This window comes from Candidatus Nitrosopumilus sp. bin_7KS, assembly GCF_054095835.1.
This window is the reverse complement of the sequence record NZ_JBSWSO010000004.1, coordinates 270,810-284,781: the sequence shown is the minus strand read 5'-3', so window position 1 is coordinate 284,781 and position 13,972 is coordinate 270,810. Positions and strand designations below refer to the sequence as shown.

19 protein-coding genes are annotated in these 13,972 nt (G+C 33.6%); 10 read left to right on the top strand and 9 right to left on the bottom strand.

The features are described 5' to 3' along the window. Nucleotides 1-167 precede the first annotated feature (167 nt). Nucleotides 168-488, top strand: a complete 321-nt coding sequence (locus ACW9W4_RS04990) for a hypothetical protein (protein WP_457761374.1) — start codon at nucleotides 168-170, stop codon at nucleotides 486-488. Here ACW9W4_RS04990 and ACW9W4_RS04985 read toward each other — a convergent pair. The 3 genes from ACW9W4_RS04985 to ACW9W4_RS04975 all read right to left on the bottom strand — a co-directional run bounded on the left by ACW9W4_RS04985 (nucleotide 485) and on the right by ACW9W4_RS04975 (nucleotide 3,106). After that, nucleotides 485-2,512, bottom strand: a complete 2,028-nt coding sequence (locus tag ACW9W4_RS04985) for a thioredoxin domain-containing protein (RefSeq protein ID WP_457761373.1) — start codon at nucleotides 2,510-2,512, stop codon at nucleotides 485-487. The genes ACW9W4_RS04990 and ACW9W4_RS04985 overlap by 4 nt on opposite strands. 43 nt (nucleotides 2,513-2,555) lie before the next feature. Continuing rightward, nucleotides 2,556-2,789, bottom strand: coding sequence for a hypothetical protein (locus ACW9W4_RS04980; RefSeq protein WP_457761372.1), 234 nt, complete (start codon nucleotides 2,787-2,789; stop codon nucleotides 2,556-2,558). A 191-nt stretch (nucleotides 2,790-2,980) separates the two neighbouring features. Continuing rightward, the gene (locus tag ACW9W4_RS04975) at nucleotides 2,981-3,106 is read right to left on the bottom strand and encodes a hypothetical protein (RefSeq protein WP_457761371.1); all 126 of its coding nucleotides are present in this window, start codon (nucleotides 3,104-3,106) and stop codon (nucleotides 2,981-2,983) included. A gap of 123 nt (nucleotides 3,107-3,229) precedes the next feature. Between ACW9W4_RS04975 and ACW9W4_RS04970 the strand changes: the two genes are divergently transcribed. Genes ACW9W4_RS04970 through ACW9W4_RS04960 form a run of 3 tightly spaced genes read left to right on the top strand, consistent with a single transcriptional unit; the run spans nucleotide 3,230 to nucleotide 4,725 of the window. Then, a complete protein-coding gene (locus ACW9W4_RS04970) occupies nucleotides 3,230-4,264 on the top strand; it encodes an alcohol dehydrogenase catalytic domain-containing protein (RefSeq protein WP_457761370.1) in 1,035 nt (344 codons plus the stop codon). 36 nt (nucleotides 4,265-4,300) lie between these two features. Then, nucleotides 4,301-4,453 (top strand): hypothetical protein, encoded by a 153-nt coding sequence (locus ACW9W4_RS04965; protein ID WP_457761369.1) that lies wholly within the window; start codon nucleotides 4,301-4,303, stop codon nucleotides 4,451-4,453. Between the two features lie 32 nt (nucleotides 4,454-4,485). Continuing rightward, nucleotides 4,486-4,725, top strand: coding sequence for a hypothetical protein (locus ACW9W4_RS04960; protein ID WP_457761368.1), 240 nt, complete (start codon nucleotides 4,486-4,488; stop codon nucleotides 4,723-4,725). On the opposite strand, the gene ACW9W4_RS04955 is transcribed toward ACW9W4_RS04960, so the two are convergent. Then, entirely contained in the window at nucleotides 4,709-5,209 is a 501-nt protein-coding gene (locus ACW9W4_RS04955; RefSeq protein ID WP_457761367.1) for a hypothetical protein, read from the bottom strand. The genes ACW9W4_RS04960 and ACW9W4_RS04955 overlap by 17 nt on opposite strands. Before the next feature lie 120 nt (nucleotides 5,210-5,329). On the opposite strand from ACW9W4_RS04955, the gene ACW9W4_RS04950 reads away from it, so the two are divergent. Beyond that, complete coding sequence (locus ACW9W4_RS04950) at nucleotides 5,330-5,584, top strand: hypothetical protein (RefSeq protein ID WP_457761366.1); 255 nt, start codon at nucleotides 5,330-5,332, stop codon at nucleotides 5,582-5,584. Between the two features lies 1 nt (nucleotide 5,585). Here the strand turns inward: ACW9W4_RS04950 and ACW9W4_RS04945 are convergent, their stop codons facing one another. Beyond that, nucleotides 5,586-6,275, bottom strand: coding sequence for a hypothetical protein (locus ACW9W4_RS04945; RefSeq protein WP_457761365.1), 690 nt, complete (start codon nucleotides 6,273-6,275; stop codon nucleotides 5,586-5,588). Between the two features lie 103 nt (nucleotides 6,276-6,378). Here ACW9W4_RS04945 and ACW9W4_RS04940 point away from each other — a divergent pair, with 103 nt between their 5' ends. Beyond that, nucleotides 6,379-6,582: a hypothetical protein gene (locus ACW9W4_RS04940; protein WP_457761364.1), complete on the top strand. Its 204-nt coding sequence runs from the start codon at nucleotides 6,379-6,381 to the stop codon at nucleotides 6,580-6,582. Here the strand turns inward: ACW9W4_RS04940 and ACW9W4_RS04935 are convergent. From ACW9W4_RS04935 to pth2, 4 genes are all read right to left on the bottom strand, one after another. After that, the gene (locus ACW9W4_RS04935; protein WP_179362251.1) at nucleotides 6,579-6,809 is read right to left on the bottom strand and encodes an Lrp/AsnC ligand binding domain-containing protein; all 231 of its coding nucleotides are present in this window, start codon (nucleotides 6,807-6,809) and stop codon (nucleotides 6,579-6,581) included. The two genes, ACW9W4_RS04940 and ACW9W4_RS04935, sit on opposite strands and share 4 nt — an antisense overlap. 69 nt (nucleotides 6,810-6,878) lie before the next feature. Further along, the gene (truD, locus tag ACW9W4_RS04930; protein ID WP_457761363.1) at nucleotides 6,879-8,075 is read right to left on the bottom strand and encodes a tRNA pseudouridine(13) synthase TruD; all 1,197 of its coding nucleotides are present in this window, start codon (nucleotides 8,073-8,075) and stop codon (nucleotides 6,879-6,881) included. Next, nucleotides 8,072-9,670, bottom strand: coding sequence for a Vgb family protein (locus tag ACW9W4_RS04925; RefSeq protein ID WP_457761362.1), 1,599 nt, complete (start codon nucleotides 9,668-9,670; stop codon nucleotides 8,072-8,074). The genes truD and ACW9W4_RS04925 overlap by 4 nt, the downstream gene beginning before the upstream one ends. Before the next feature lie 46 nt (nucleotides 9,671-9,716). Further along, nucleotides 9,717-10,070, bottom strand: coding sequence for a peptidyl-tRNA hydrolase Pth2 (gene pth2, locus ACW9W4_RS04920; protein WP_457761361.1), 354 nt, complete (start codon nucleotides 10,068-10,070; stop codon nucleotides 9,717-9,719). Between the two features lie 66 nt (nucleotides 10,071-10,136). Between pth2 and ACW9W4_RS04915 the strand changes: the two genes are divergently transcribed. Genes ACW9W4_RS04915 through ACW9W4_RS04900 form a run of 4 tightly spaced genes read left to right on the top strand, consistent with a single transcriptional unit; the run spans nucleotide 10,137 to nucleotide 13,972 of the window. After that, a complete protein-coding gene (locus tag ACW9W4_RS04915) occupies nucleotides 10,137-11,273 on the top strand; it encodes an NAD(P)/FAD-dependent oxidoreductase (RefSeq protein ID WP_457761360.1) in 1,137 nt (378 codons plus the stop codon). Nucleotides 11,274-11,326: 53 nt separating this feature from the next. After that, the gene (locus tag ACW9W4_RS04910) at nucleotides 11,327-11,509 is read left to right on the top strand and encodes a zinc finger domain-containing protein (RefSeq protein ID WP_457761359.1); all 183 of its coding nucleotides are present in this window, start codon (nucleotides 11,327-11,329) and stop codon (nucleotides 11,507-11,509) included. 4 nt (nucleotides 11,510-11,513) lie between these two features. Next, the gene (locus ACW9W4_RS04905; protein WP_457761358.1) at nucleotides 11,514-11,795 is read left to right on the top strand and encodes an elongation factor 1-beta; all 282 of its coding nucleotides are present in this window, start codon (nucleotides 11,514-11,516) and stop codon (nucleotides 11,793-11,795) included. An 8-nt stretch (nucleotides 11,796-11,803) separates the two neighbouring features. Then, complete coding sequence (locus ACW9W4_RS04900; RefSeq protein WP_457761357.1) at nucleotides 11,804-13,972, top strand: CDC48 family AAA ATPase; 2,169 nt, start codon at nucleotides 11,804-11,806, stop codon at nucleotides 13,970-13,972.

Here is a 13,972-nt window from a genome sequence, read left to right as displayed (position 1 = left end):
AAAAATCAGCATAGTTTAATTCCAACTATGATAAATGAATTCTATGAACATTGATGGAAGTAAGATAATTTTTTTCTTAGGAGTTGCTGCTGCAGTAGTGACTGCAGGTGTAGTATTGTATTTTGCAATTCGGTAAAGATAAATCATCAAAGAAATAAAGTATTCTAATGTCAGCTACAAATGAATTCAAAATTACACAAATAATAGATAATGGTCAAATGATCCAATTAACTTTAATTGAAAACATTACAACAGAACCTATTTCACAACAACAAATGATCATGGAAAATGTTGCAAAAAATTTAGATTCAGAAACTAAAGAACAAGTCATGCCATTATTAGAAGCAATTCTACAAGCACAACCAAAAGTAAACATCAAATCATATCAACAAACTCAGATGACAATAGCAATGCCAAGATCAAGATATGACAGTATGGGAAGACCTCAAGTTGGAAATATTATTGCAACAGATTTGAAGAAAATCTAAAGATTTGAATTTATTTCTTCAAGAGTATGTAGAGGTAAAGAACAAGTGAAATTCTTACAAACATAGACACTAGTTTTATCTCCAAATGATTTACCTGCAAAAAACGGATATTTTGTAAGAGATTCCAGTTGGGCAAAATTTTGAATGGTAATCAAAATAGAATTTGGCAAATAATCTAAATAAAGTGACTTTCGTATTTCAGAATTTTCAGTATTAATCAAAGTTATTTCCACAGGTTTTTGAATATACATTGAAATTGTATTTAGTAAATATCCAAATCCAAAGGGATTTTCAGCCGCAATTTGTGCCTGAGATTCCATAATTTTGGTAGTGATTTCAAGAAATGTTTGTTCTTGAGATAGATGGTATAGTCTGAGCATGACAAAGGCAGATACAGAATTTCCAGAAGGTAAAGATAAATCATAATTACTCTTTGGACGGATAATCAGTTTTTCATGATTATCAGAAGTCATAAAGAAACTATTATTTTCTGAATCCCAGAAATGATTCACTAAATGATGTCCTAATTTTATGGATAATTTAAGATATTTTGCATCAGGTTCAATTTCAAAGACATCTAGTAATGCATTTACAAAATAAGAATAATCCTCCAAATAACCATCAATTTTTGCAACTCCATTTTTGTAAGTTCGTAATAATTTTTCATCTATCAAAAGTTTTTGCTCTATAAAAGAAATACAGTTCTTTGCGGCATCAAGGTATCTTTGATCACCTGTTACTCGATAACCTTTTGCAAATGCTGTAATCATTAGTGAATTCCATGAAACCAATGCCTTGTCATCCAATCCAGGAGGAACTCTAGCAGAACGGACTTTGAGTAATTTTTCTGAGCAAGATTTTAAAATTTCACTAACCTCAGACTCTGATTTTCCAAAATTGAAAGCAACTGTAGATATGTTAAGATTATTGCACAAAATATTATTTCCTTCCCAATTTCCTCCATCAGTTACATCATAGTATAAACAAAATAGATCTGCATCACTTCCTAGGATTTCTTTAATTTCACTTTTTTTCCACACATAGAATTTTCCCTCTATACCTTCAGAGTCTGCATCATATGCAGAATAAAATCCACCTTCAGGGGAAGTCATTTCACGTAAAACAAAATCAAGTGTTTTTTTCAAAACATCAAGATAAAAAGGATCTTTAGTGATTTGATATGCTTCAGCATAGTTTACAGGAATCAGTGCATTATCATAAAGCATTTTTTCAAAATGAGGAACCAACCATTTTGCATCAGTAGAATATCTTGAAAACCCACCTCCTATTTGATCAAAGATGCCACCATTAGCCATTTTTTTGAGGGTTTTGAGCGCAAATTCATTGAATTTTCCCAATCCAGTTAGTTTTGCATATCTAAACAAAAAGGATACATTGGCAGCATTGGGAAATTTTGGTGCCGAACCAAATCCACCATAAGTTGCATCACCTAACTGAAACAAGTTCATAGCAGCCTCATCAAGAATGGCTCTTTCTAATTTTGAAGTAGTTTGTATTGTTTCAGTTTTTTGTAATGCACCAATAAATTTCTCGGCAGATTTTTCTATATCTTTTGGTTTTTCTAACCATGCTTGTGAAAGTTGTCTACAAATACTTCCAAATCCAGGACGGCCGTAAGAATCCAAAACAGGAAAATAAGTTCCAACATAGAACGGTTTTTGATCAGGTGTAAGAAAAATACTTAACGGCCAACCACCCTGGCCAGTAGCTATTTGACAAACTTTTTGATAAATATCATCAATGTCAGGTCTTTCTTCTCTGTCAACTTTTATGTTAATGAAATGTTCATTCATAAATTCAGCCACATCTTCATTTTCAAAAGATTCATGGGCCATAACATGACACCAATGACAAGCACTATATCCAATGCTTAAGAAAATAGGTTTGTTTTCATCTTTTGCTTTTTTTAATGAGTCATCATTCCAGCCATACCAATTAACAGGATTATGTGCATGTTGAAGTAAGTAGGGACTACTTTCATGAATGAGATTATTTTCTACCACAATTCATCAGAACTGTTTGAATATTTGTACCTAGTTGACATTGTTAATTCCAGATTCCTTTTCCTTCAGTTAATTCATAAATTCTAACGTTAATTCTTCCTAGCAATTTGACTTTAGATTTGTGTGCTTTTTTATCGTGACTGTAATCTTTTTTTTCGACTAGTTCTTGTAATCTTTTTAATTGCTCAAGAGTTAGTTTTTTGAATTCATGTTTAGAACTTGTAATGAGTTGTAATAATTTGACCCTCTCACGATCTTCATCAGTAATTTCAGCCATGTATAGAATTTTTTAATTTTGCAAATAAATCTTAGCGTAAAAGCAAGATTGGCCTATTGCTTAGGATAGACCAACCTCTGACCATTGGATTTATCAGATTGATGATAATTTCAACACCCGCTGGATATTCAATTCAGAAGAATAATCCCATAATAATCTAAGAATAATTTTCATATTCTGAAATACAGAGATTAAGAATATTCTCTTTTTCGACGATATGCACCGCATTTAGTACATGCTTTTTTCTTTTGACCTTGAATTGTTAATTCCAAAGGAGTACCACAATCTAGACAAGATTCACTGATACTTTCAGACATGAATTCTCAGATACTATGAGCACTTAAGCTTATAGATTATGAATTAAATTTTTAAAATAGAATACATGTATTTTAAGAATAAAAATTACGAATGTTAAAATTTCGTAAGGGATTATTGGTTTTATGGAAAAAATGCGCGCAATGGTACTTTCAGAATGTGCTAAAATTGAAACAAGTCCCTTGAAACTTACTCAAATTGATAAACATGAAATTAAAAGATCAAATGAAATTTTATTGAAAATAGAAGCTTGTGGGGTTTGTCATTCACAACTTCATGGAATTGAAGGAGACTGGAAAGATATTGGAATTCCACCAACACTACCAACAGTTCCAGGTCACGAAGTGGTTGGAAAAGTAGTTCAGATTGGAAATAAAGTTACTAAATTTAAAATCGGTGACAGAGCAGGAATAACTCCTCTGTTAGAAGCATGTAAAGAATGTCAGTATTGTAAAGAAGGAAAAGAATACCTGTGTGAATCATCAATAATTACAGGAGAGTCTTTCAAAGGAGGATATACAGAATACATTACAGTTGTAGAAGACTTTGCAACCAAAGTGCCAGAGAATATGAAGGCAGAGTATGCTGCACCGTTATTTTGTGCAGGTATTACAGCATACAAAGCAGTAAAGGCCGCAGAACCAAAACAAAATAAGAAAATTGGAATTTTTGGAATCGGAGGAGTAGGACACATGGCAATTCAGTTTGCCAAAGTAGAAAATTGCAAAGTCATTGCATTTTCAAGATCACAGAAACATCTTGATGTTGCTAAAAGATTAGGTGCATCAGATGTAATGGTTTTTTCTGAAAATCAAAAAGAGTTTCTAGACACATTAAAAGAAAAACACGGTACGCTAGATGCGGCCATAGTATTTGCCCCAGCAGATATAGTCACAGATACTGCAATAAAATCAGTAAAAAAGGGAGGATTAATTGTAATTGCAACTGTTGGTGAGAATCCAGCATTTATGCCATTTGAGGAGAAAACAATTCGTGGAACTTTGATTGGCTCTACAAAAGACATGGAGCAAGTAATCAAGATATGCGATGAAGAAAATCTAGAAGTTATTTCTCAGATTTTTCCATTAGAGCAAGCAAATGAAGTACTCAAAAAATTAAAAGATTCTGAAATTGAAGCAAGGGCCGTTTTAATTCCTTAATTCTCGGCTTAAATATTAGAAGAGAATGTTTTTGATATGAATTGTAAAAAATGTCATCACACAAATGAGGCACATAGTAAAAATGAAAATAGCAGTTCTCTTATGAAAGCAGGAAAATGCCAAATTCCAACATGCACATGTCAACAATATTTAGATCCCATTGAAGAAATCGATGAGGATCTTTTGTAACGATTCATATATCAAAATAATTTCATAAAATCATGGACAAACACAAACCATCAGATGAGATGATTAAAGATTTAGATAATTTATTATCAAAATTAAACGCCATGGAAATTGTTGCATCAGAGGATTTCCAAAAAAATTCTATCAAAGTTCAAAGGGCATTGGTTGAAGGACAAATGCATTCAATAAATGAATTTCAACATTTGAAAAAAGCTATTGATTTGTTAACTTTGCAGTTATTTGATGTTCAAAATAAAATTAACAGTTCATCTTAGTATCACTTAACCCACAACCTGTACATCTGAAAAGGGTAGATTTTTCAAGAAGCTTTTCAGGCTTCATTTCAGCCCCACAACAAAGACACACAATTTTTTCAGATTTTGTATTGACATCTTCAGATTTTCGTACTATGTAATCAGGTTTTGATTCTGGGATATCTGCAGAGTTGCAAAGAGGTTTGTAATGGGCAATTATCTTTTGAATTGTAATTTTTCTACGTTCAGAATCAAATTCAAAGAGAGGTAAGATTGCCAAGTATAGCGATTTTTCAGAGCCTGAATGTTCAACCCAGCATTTGTATTGAGAATGTTGAAGAAAAAATGACTTGTCATCTGTCTTTTCACAATCACCAACATATACAATATTGAATTTGTCTTTATCCCTAGAGAGGATCAGGTAAACTAATTTTTCCATTGGAGGCCCCCATTCTTCAAGAGGAATAGGTCCAAGAAATTCGTATTGTAAGATTTGAATGCTCAATGAAGATATTTTTGAGTACTTTCTTTTCAGCTTTTCCCAAAAAAATCCCTAATGCCAATAATTTGATCGCAAAATCTCAACTTGAAAAGATTAAATTCAAGAGTTATGGATTCACCGTAAATGAAAGACCCTCACAATTATGCTAAAGTGGGATACTCTATGATTTTAGTATCTGCTAGTTTAGCAGCAATAGGATTAATTGCACTCTTTACTGCTGATGATGTACTATTTTCAGATAATATGGCAAGAGACAATACAGCTCATTTTAACGAATGTAAATTAAATGACTTTGTAGCAGATGATTGTGTAAAATATAGAGAGAGAATCAACAATGAAGCATCAAGAATTTATGTGGATCCATCAAAGTGGAAATAACCTAATATCCATTTGTAAAATCTTCTAGCATATTTTGATTTTTGGTAAGACGATTCATTGCAAAAAAGGCACCACCTACAATTCCGGCTTGGTAAAAAGTATACAAGAAAACTCCAGATGATGTAGGATCAGATTTTGTAAAACTCAATACAAGCATTGTAAAGAACACAAATGTTCCAACAAAGGTAACTATTCTATTTACAATTCCAGTATTCATTCCAACGATTCTTTTTGTAGCAGCTGCCATCAAACCAATACTTGTGATTATTAGAAAAGTAGCTCCACCATTTGCAGTGATGAAATTATTTATCCAAGGCAACAATCCATCATCTAATATTTCCATATCAGGCATTATACTACCACCATTAATTGCAAAATTCACAGAGCTAAACATCCCACCAATTACAAAAAAGAACAAGAACAGTTTTACAATTGATCTTTTGATAGGACTACGAATCTCTGAGGGTTTTACCGCCCTTTCAGTGATTCTTATCCCATAAAGAAACCCTACAGCCATAGCAGGGAAAAACATGATGTTGATAAGAATAGGAGATTCTTTGTTAATTGTCTCAATTTGCGGATGAAAAATCAAAAACAACAGAATAGCAAGAGACGCTGAGGATACAAATAGGATTAGTCCGATATGACTACGCACACTTGACTCTTGTTGGTAATTATCCCAATTAGACACATTACATGCTCAAAAGAAAATAATTAAAAACCAAATCGGAAAATCATTTGCTCAAATAATCAATTCTCTTTACCCTTTTTTACTAGAATCAAGAAATAAAGTCATGAAAGGCGGAAAAACTATCATAATAATTGGAATCATCATCGGAATGTTCGGTTTTATTTTTCATCTTCAAGGTCAATCAATAGTCGGGCCAGAATCATCATTCATGTATGCAAACCCAGAATGGATAAGTTATGGCTTGCAGATATTGATTGTCGGACTAGTTATTTTAGGTATCGGGTGTGTAATTCTCAAAAAAAATTAAGTTGTCACACGAAGAGTAATCGTACTTCGAATGTTTGGTAATTTTCTGATTTTAGATGTAATTATTTCATTAATTTGGGAAGCAGAATCAGTTACAAATTCAGCCACAACGTCGTAACTTCCATAAGTTATTAGACAACTTTTCACTTCGGGGATTTTTTTTAATTGTGAATACAAGGATTGTTCTTCTCCGATCTCACAACTAATTAGCATGTATGCTCTTTCCATCTAAATCATATTTTCTTAAAAAAACAACAACTTAAAGACATCTAAGAAATTATTCTTTCAAAACAGATCTCAAAACCCAGCAATCATAGGATCTTGCGGTTTCATTATTTCTCTTAACAAAATTGTTGCGAAAGATCCTCTAGATAATGAAAATTCTACTACATCATCATGTGCAGAATAATCAGAACACTGTATTGCAGTTTGTCTAAACCCACCCTCACTACTTGCTTCTTGCATCTCTTTAATGAAGAAGTCTTTGGGGGAAACTTCTTCTTGTTGAAGAACCTTTGAAATTTGAAAATCAAATCGTGTTTTTTTATAATATGAATAGCCAACAAATGGCAATGCTAAATTTTGATCCATTCCTTTAACATATTTTCCAATAATACCATGATTGTCAAAACAAACATCACCTGTTTGTGCTTCAAAAAGATCCTCACCGTCTAAAAATGCAGCACTCAAAGATTGATTGAAAATAAAAGACTGGTAAGCCTGAATGTAAAATCGTCTTAATGAAACAGGGATTGCCCTAATGGCACGAATTGGTTCTCCGTGTTCAATCATTTCTTTTAGAACAATTCTTTCAATATCCATTTGAATTGGAACTTTATCAAAATATTGCTCATAATTTTCCTTATCAGATAGTTTTTGACGGATTTCAGTATTTTCTTTAGAATCATAAGAAGAGGTAAAGGACAAGATCAAATCAACAGTTTTCTCAAAATCTTGCTGTAAAATGGCCTTACCAATATGATGTGTGACAGGTCTTTTTGAGCCAAACCTCTGATAGCCATAGAAATTAAGAATTTTATCATATTCTGTAAAAGATTCTAATTTATTTTGGCAATCAGAAATTTTTAATTTAAAATGATTTCCAATCATATCCTTTTTGGATAGTGGTTTTTTTACAAATCCCAAGTGCTCTAGAGAATATTTGTCACTTGAGAAATTTTCTATCGGCTTTCCTTTATTTCCAGAGCATACAAATTGTTCTGTAACTGCTGATGCATCTTTTAATCCAAGTGATTTTAATCGAATTCCTTTTTGTCTAAAAATCCCAGATAATGCATGATTGGTGTCAATTTTTTTCTTTTTTAATTTATACACAGCATATCCATGTTCATCATTAATTGATTTTTTAGATTTTTCAGAAATTAATTCACTAACTTGAAAATCTTCAGGTTCAACTCTAATTTTACCCCCTATGCCAGGAAATTTAGTACTGTAAACTAAAATCCCAATTTGAGAATCTAAATCAGGTATCACTCTATTGTCACTGTTACATATTTGCTAATTGCAACATCAGATAATTGTGCACCAAGTAGAACTTTGTATGTACCAGGGATTGCATTATCAGCAGTATTAATAATAAGAGAGATTGGACGAGGAGCATCTGAATCAAGTTGGAATGTTTTAGTGGAATCAACTAATTCAATATTCAAAAAATCATGTGTTGAAGATAAAATTAATGAAACTCCAAGTAGATCTTTTTGAGACAAAGAGGATACAACAAAATTAACAGGTTTTGAATTTCCAGGAGTGGTTGTGATAGAAGTTGATGTTAATTGTATTTCCAAAGGTAACGGAATAGAAGTGTCAACTACGCCAATATTGTTTTCTGCCCATTCAGTAAACCAAATTTTTTCACCATCAATAGCAAAATCAAAGATTTGAGCAACACCACAATCAGCCAACATCATACCTGTTCCAGGGTCACAATCAGCCCAGTTTGGATTCTTTGAAGGGACATGATATTCAACAAGAGATTGAGATTTTGGATCCATTACAGAGATATTATTTGCAGTTTGTTCATTGAAAACAATTCTACCTTGATCATCAGATTCAATCCAATAAGGTCTAGATATAGGCGTCTTTACAACTCCTGTCTGATTACCATAGGTGCTCAACATAGGATCAGATGTCACATATTGTACAAAATTTTCAGTTATAGGATCGAAATTAAAGAATGATGAAGATGTAGTATCAGCCATCCAAATAGTACCATCATCTGCTGCAGCAATACCGTTAGGAGTTAGAAGACTTACAGGTAATCGATAAATTTCAATAAAATCAATTAATGGAAGGAATTTTTCACTAGAAGTTGCAACAGCGTTTAGATAACTATTTTGATCAAACTTTACTAAAACTCCCCCCTGTTGATACAACCAATTAGTGTACCAGACATTATCATTTGCATCAACTGCAAAGTCTGCAGTTACAGAGTCATCAGTTGGAGACGGGATACTAAGATAATTTACTTCCTCACCAGATTGATTAGGATCTAAAAATGTGAGTTTGTTTCCAGTAAAATCATTTACTATTATTTGAGAGCCATCAACTAGTAATTTTTGAGGTAAAGAATCACCTTCAGAAGGATATGATAATCTATCATAGGTCTCATCAATAGTTGAGAATTTCCATATTGAATCATAAGATTCATCAGTATACCATATAGAACCATCAGGTGCATAATCCATTCCCCACATCATTGAACGTCCACCTTGAGGCCACAATGGATTTTCATATTCAATAAATGTTTTTGAATTAGGATCAAACTTTGAAATTTTACCAGTATTAGTTTGAGCAAACCACACGTTTCCATCATAATCAGTTACAATTGCAAGTGGGTTTGTACACAATGTTGGAATTGAAAATTCTTGAACATAATTTGTAGACTGGGCTGTACTTGAACCACAAAATTGTGCACGTTTCTCATCTGGGAAATTATCAGCAGGAGTTCCAGTAACTGAGACTTCAGGAGAATCAGTGCCAGGATCAATTCCAGGTAATGTTAGCAACACAGTAGATGAAAGTAAAATAAATCCGAAAAATATGGTAACTAGAACACCTTTTTTCTTCATGTTAGAAAAAATATTGAGCCTTGTTATATCTTATTCCAAGTAATAATTATAATAATTTAAGATCCCCTGTAATTTTATCAATCAAGTTTTCTGGTGCAGGGCCAATTGAGATACATGTTGTAGTGCCAGGGGCCAACTGTGTATGACCAGCATCAGATACCTCAGACCAAGGCAGATTCAAATCAATTGCATGACGTTTAATTTCTTGTAAATCTTTAATTCCAGATACTTTGACTACGACCTTCTCTTGTCCACCCCACCATTTTTGATACCATTCAGGATGAGATTTTCGAACATGTTCTGCACCAAGCACACATGCATGGCCTACCTGGGCTGCAATTTTGCCTTTACCCATATCTAGATCAGTTCTAACTACAATTACCTGTTTGATATCTCCCATGATATAATCAAAAGTAGGCTTAATGAAAAACTTTTGAATTAAATAATTGACAAAAAAACAAAATCCATGATCTATGACGTAGTAATCGCAGGAGGGAGCGTTGCAGGTTTACTTTGTGCAAGAGAAATTGCCAGGAATGGTTACAGCGTTCTAGTTATGGAAGAAGATTACGAGATTGGAACGCCAGAACATTGTGGAGGACTAGTCAGTTTATCAGGATTGGAAGAATTAGGAGTCATTCCATTTAGAAAAACATTTGATCATATGATAGAATCAGCAGAAATTACAGCACCAAATGGAACTAGTTTCACAATAAATTCTGTAAAACAAAAAGTTATTGAAATCAGTAGAAGGGAGTTGGACAAACAGATTGCGTTTCAAGCTCAAAAAAATGGTGCAATCATCAAAGTCCGAACTAGTTTCCAAGAGATTACAGATACTGGAATTAGAACAAAGGATGAAAAAATTGATTGTAAAGTTTTTGTGGATGCAAGAGGAGTTTCATCATTAATTCATAAAGATAGAACTGGAATATTGTCATCAGCTCAATATGAAATCTATGCAGACTGGATAAAGAAAGGCAAAGTGGAAGTAAATTTTGATCAAGAAAAATACCCAGGATTTTTTGCATGGATAATTCCATCAGGTGAAGGTAAAGGTAAAGTCGGAGTTGCAGGTAAAGGGATTAGTGTATCTGAAACATTAGAAAAAATTCTCAAAGAGAAAGGAAAATATTCAACAATTAGAAAAATTTATGCGCCAATCTGGATTAAAGGTCCCATCAAAAATTTTATCGAAGGTAAAATAGTAATAGTTGGAGATGCTGCAGGGCAAGCAAAACCAACAACTGCAGGAGGCATATTCACAAGTGGGATGGGAGGAGTATACGCAGGACAAGCAATATCAGAATTTTTGAAAACAAACAACAAAGCAGACTTGGAACAATATCAAAAAAAATGGACAGAAAGATTTGGTAAAGAGTTTGAAAAACAACTTTTGGCAAGAAAAATTTTAGAGCGAGTGGACAACAACACAATCAACAAATTATTTGAATCAATTACACCAGAAATTATCAAAGACATTTCAGAAAAAGATGATTTTGATTTTCACACAAGTTCAATTATAAAATTATTAGGATTAAAGGGATCCATCAAAACTGCTCAAACTCTGATTGGCGGAGAAATCAAAAAATTACTTAGTTAGAATACGCATAATTTTCAAGGAAGGTATAAATGATGTTTACAGAAAATCGTGGTATGTCATCATCTACCATATCATTACCAACATGTAGTTGCTGCCATAGACCAATTATGCCTAATGATAAATGTGTAAAATTCAATTGTCCTAATTGTGGTGCCGATTTAATTTGGAGATGTCAAAGTTGCAGAGAAGCAGCAAGAAACTATACTTGTTCATCATGTAACTTTCAGGGACCTTAGAAAAATGGTTCAATTACTATTTGTAACAAAAATTCTTCCAAAGGGCATGGAAGTAGATCTAGATAAATTGGCTGAGACCATTAAAACAACATTACCAGAAGGAATGTCAATGAAAAGACATGCAAAAGAGCCATTAGCATTTGGTTTAGAGTGTATCAAAGCAGAATTTGTTTTAGAAGATAAAGAAGGTCAAAGTGACGCTCTAGAGAACGCAATTAGATCAACTGACGGGGTAAGTGAGTTTGAAGTTCTCAATATGAGTAGAATGTCAGTTGACATGAAATAGGTGATTTTTTGGCACGCAAAGAAGAACCTTTGCAAATGAGGATTGGAGAAGCAAAACAACGAGACGTAGGAAAGAAGCGTGCTCGAATTGGTCCTGAAGCCATGGATTTTCTCAAAGTAACACCAGGAGATATTGTCGAAGTAATGGGTTCAAGATCCAGTTGTGCCGTTGTCTGGCCAGTTGATGAAGACGAAAAACTACCAGACATTATTCGAGTGGATGGACAAACAAGGAAAAATGTCGGAGCATCATTAAATGACTTTGTAAAAATTAGAAAAGTGACATCAAAGTTTGCAAAAACAGTTTCATTAACACCATTAAATGATACAGTTACAGTTGACAAAGAATTCACAGACTTTGTAAAAAATAGATTGAAAGGATTGCCAATTACTCACGGAGATGAAATCTCAGTTATGATTTTAGGAAACTCTATAGATTTTAAAATTTCAAAAACATCTCCAAAAGGCGTAGTAAAGATAGACCGTACGACAAACCTCAGCATATCAACTGAGACATCAGTGGATAGAAAAGTCAGAGTAACATATGAAGAGGTAGGAGGCTTAAGACGTGAAGTTAAAGCAATGAGGGAAATTGTTGAACTTCCATTAAAGCATCCAGAATTATTTGTACGATTAGGAATTGAGCCACATAGTGGAATTTTACTTTATGGTCCACCAGGTTGTGGAAAAACTCTTCTTGCAAAAGTTATGGCAAGTGAATCAGAAGCTAACATGTTTCCAATTAATGGTCCAGAAATAATGAACAAGTATTACGGAGAGACAGAAGCAAAACTAAGAGATATTTTCAAAGAAGCAAAAGACAATTCACCAAGTATAATCTTCATAGATGAGATTGATGCCATTGCACCAAAAAGAGAGGAAGCATATGGAGATGTAGAAAAAAGAGTTGTTGCTCAGCTATTGGCATTAATGGACGGTCTTAATGATAGAGGAAACGTAATTGTTTTGGGTGCTACAAATAGACCAGATAGTGTAGATCCTGCCCTTAGAAGACCAGGTAGATTTGATAGAGAATTTGAGATTTCAGTCCCCAATGAAGATGGGAGACTGGAGATTCTTGAAATTCATACTAGAGCAATGCCAATTAGCGATGATGTCGATCTCAAAGATTTGTCATCAGAATTACACGGGTATACTGGTGCAGATATCAAATCACTGTGCAGAGAAGCTGCACTAAAATCAATCAGAAGATATCTTCCAGAGATAGATCTTGAAACAGAAAAAATTCCATCTGAAGTGTTACAATCAATGCAGATTAAACTAATTGACTTTTACGACGCAATGCATGAAGTAGTACCTACTGCCATGAGGGAGTTCTATGTTGAAAGACCAAAAGTATGGTGGCAAGACGTGGGAGGATTAGATGAGATAAAAAAATCACTTACAGATAATCTCATAATGGCCATGAAAGAGCCTAGTAAATTTACAAAGATGGGAATAAAGCCACCAAAAGGTGCTTTAATTTATGGCCCACCAGGTTGTGGAAAAACACTGCTTGCCAGAGCTTTAGCTACTGAAACTGGAGCAAACATGATCTTGGTCAGAGGTCCTGAAATTCTCTCCAAATGGCTAGGAGAATCTGAAAAAGCAGTAAGAGAGATTTTTAGAAAAGCCAAATCATCATCACCATGTGTGGTAATATTTGATGAGTTGGATTCCATTGCACGTTTCAAGTCAGGCGAAGGCGGAACGGGTGAAACAATTCTAAGTCAACTACTAACAGAAATTGAAGAAGGCATCTCATCAAGAGTGGTAGTAATTGGAATTACAAATCGTCCAGATGTTTTAGATAATTCTTTACTCAGAACAGGAAGATTAGATTTGGTGCTTTATGTATCTCCACCAGATGAAAAAGGAAGATTGGAAATTATCAAAATTTTAACACGAAAAATGCCACTAGAAAGTGATGTGAAATTACAAGAGATTGCAGTAGCTACTCAAAATTATTCAGGTGCAGATTTGGCAGCACTATGCAGAGAAGCAGCAGTTGAAGCAATGAGAAATAACTCACCAAAGATTTCAAGTCATGACTTTGCAAATAGTTTGAAGCGAGTCAGACCATCCATCACAAAAGAAGTAGACCAATGGTACAACACTGTAAAGGAAAGTATATCTAACGTGGTACCAAAGTCAGGGGATAAATCATTCTACGGATAA

Coding starts and splice junctions, on each gene's coding strand:
- ACW9W4_RS04975 (WP_457761371.1), bottom strand. CDS start 3,106: ATGTCTGAAAGTATCAGTGAATCTTGTCTAGATTGTGGTACTCCTTTG.
- ACW9W4_RS04925 (WP_457761362.1), bottom strand. CDS start 9,670: ATGAAGAAAAAAGGTGTTCTAGTTACCATATTTTTCGGATTTATTTTA.
- ACW9W4_RS04965 (WP_457761369.1), top strand. CDS start 4,301: ATGAATTGTAAAAAATGTCATCACACAAATGAGGCACATAGTAAAAAT.
- ACW9W4_RS04910 (WP_457761359.1), top strand. CDS start 11,327: ATGTCATCATCTACCATATCATTACCAACATGTAGTTGCTGCCATAGA.
- ACW9W4_RS04990 (WP_457761374.1), top strand. CDS start 168: ATGTCAGCTACAAATGAATTCAAAATTACACAAATAATAGATAATGGT.
- ACW9W4_RS04960 (WP_457761368.1), top strand. CDS start 4,486: ATGGACAAACACAAACCATCAGATGAGATGATTAAAGATTTAGATAAT.
- ACW9W4_RS04940 (WP_457761364.1), top strand. CDS start 6,379: ATGAAAGGCGGAAAAACTATCATAATAATTGGAATCATCATCGGAATG.
- ACW9W4_RS04905 (WP_457761358.1), top strand. CDS start 11,514: ATGGTTCAATTACTATTTGTAACAAAAATTCTTCCAAAGGGCATGGAA.
- ACW9W4_RS04980 (WP_457761372.1), bottom strand. CDS start 2,789: ATGGCTGAAATTACTGATGAAGATCGTGAGAGGGTCAAATTATTACAA.
- ACW9W4_RS04915 (WP_457761360.1), top strand. CDS start 10,137: ATGATCTATGACGTAGTAATCGCAGGAGGGAGCGTTGCAGGTTTACTT.
- pth2 (WP_457761361.1), bottom strand. CDS start 10,070: ATGGGAGATATCAAACAGGTAATTGTAGTTAGAACTGATCTAGATATG.
- ACW9W4_RS04950 (WP_457761366.1), top strand. CDS start 5,330: ATGAAAGACCCTCACAATTATGCTAAAGTGGGATACTCTATGATTTTA.
- ACW9W4_RS04970 (WP_457761370.1), top strand. CDS start 3,230: ATGGAAAAAATGCGCGCAATGGTACTTTCAGAATGTGCTAAAATTGAA.
- ACW9W4_RS04935 (WP_179362251.1), bottom strand. CDS start 6,809: ATGGAAAGAGCATACATGCTAATTAGTTGTGAGATCGGAGAAGAACAA.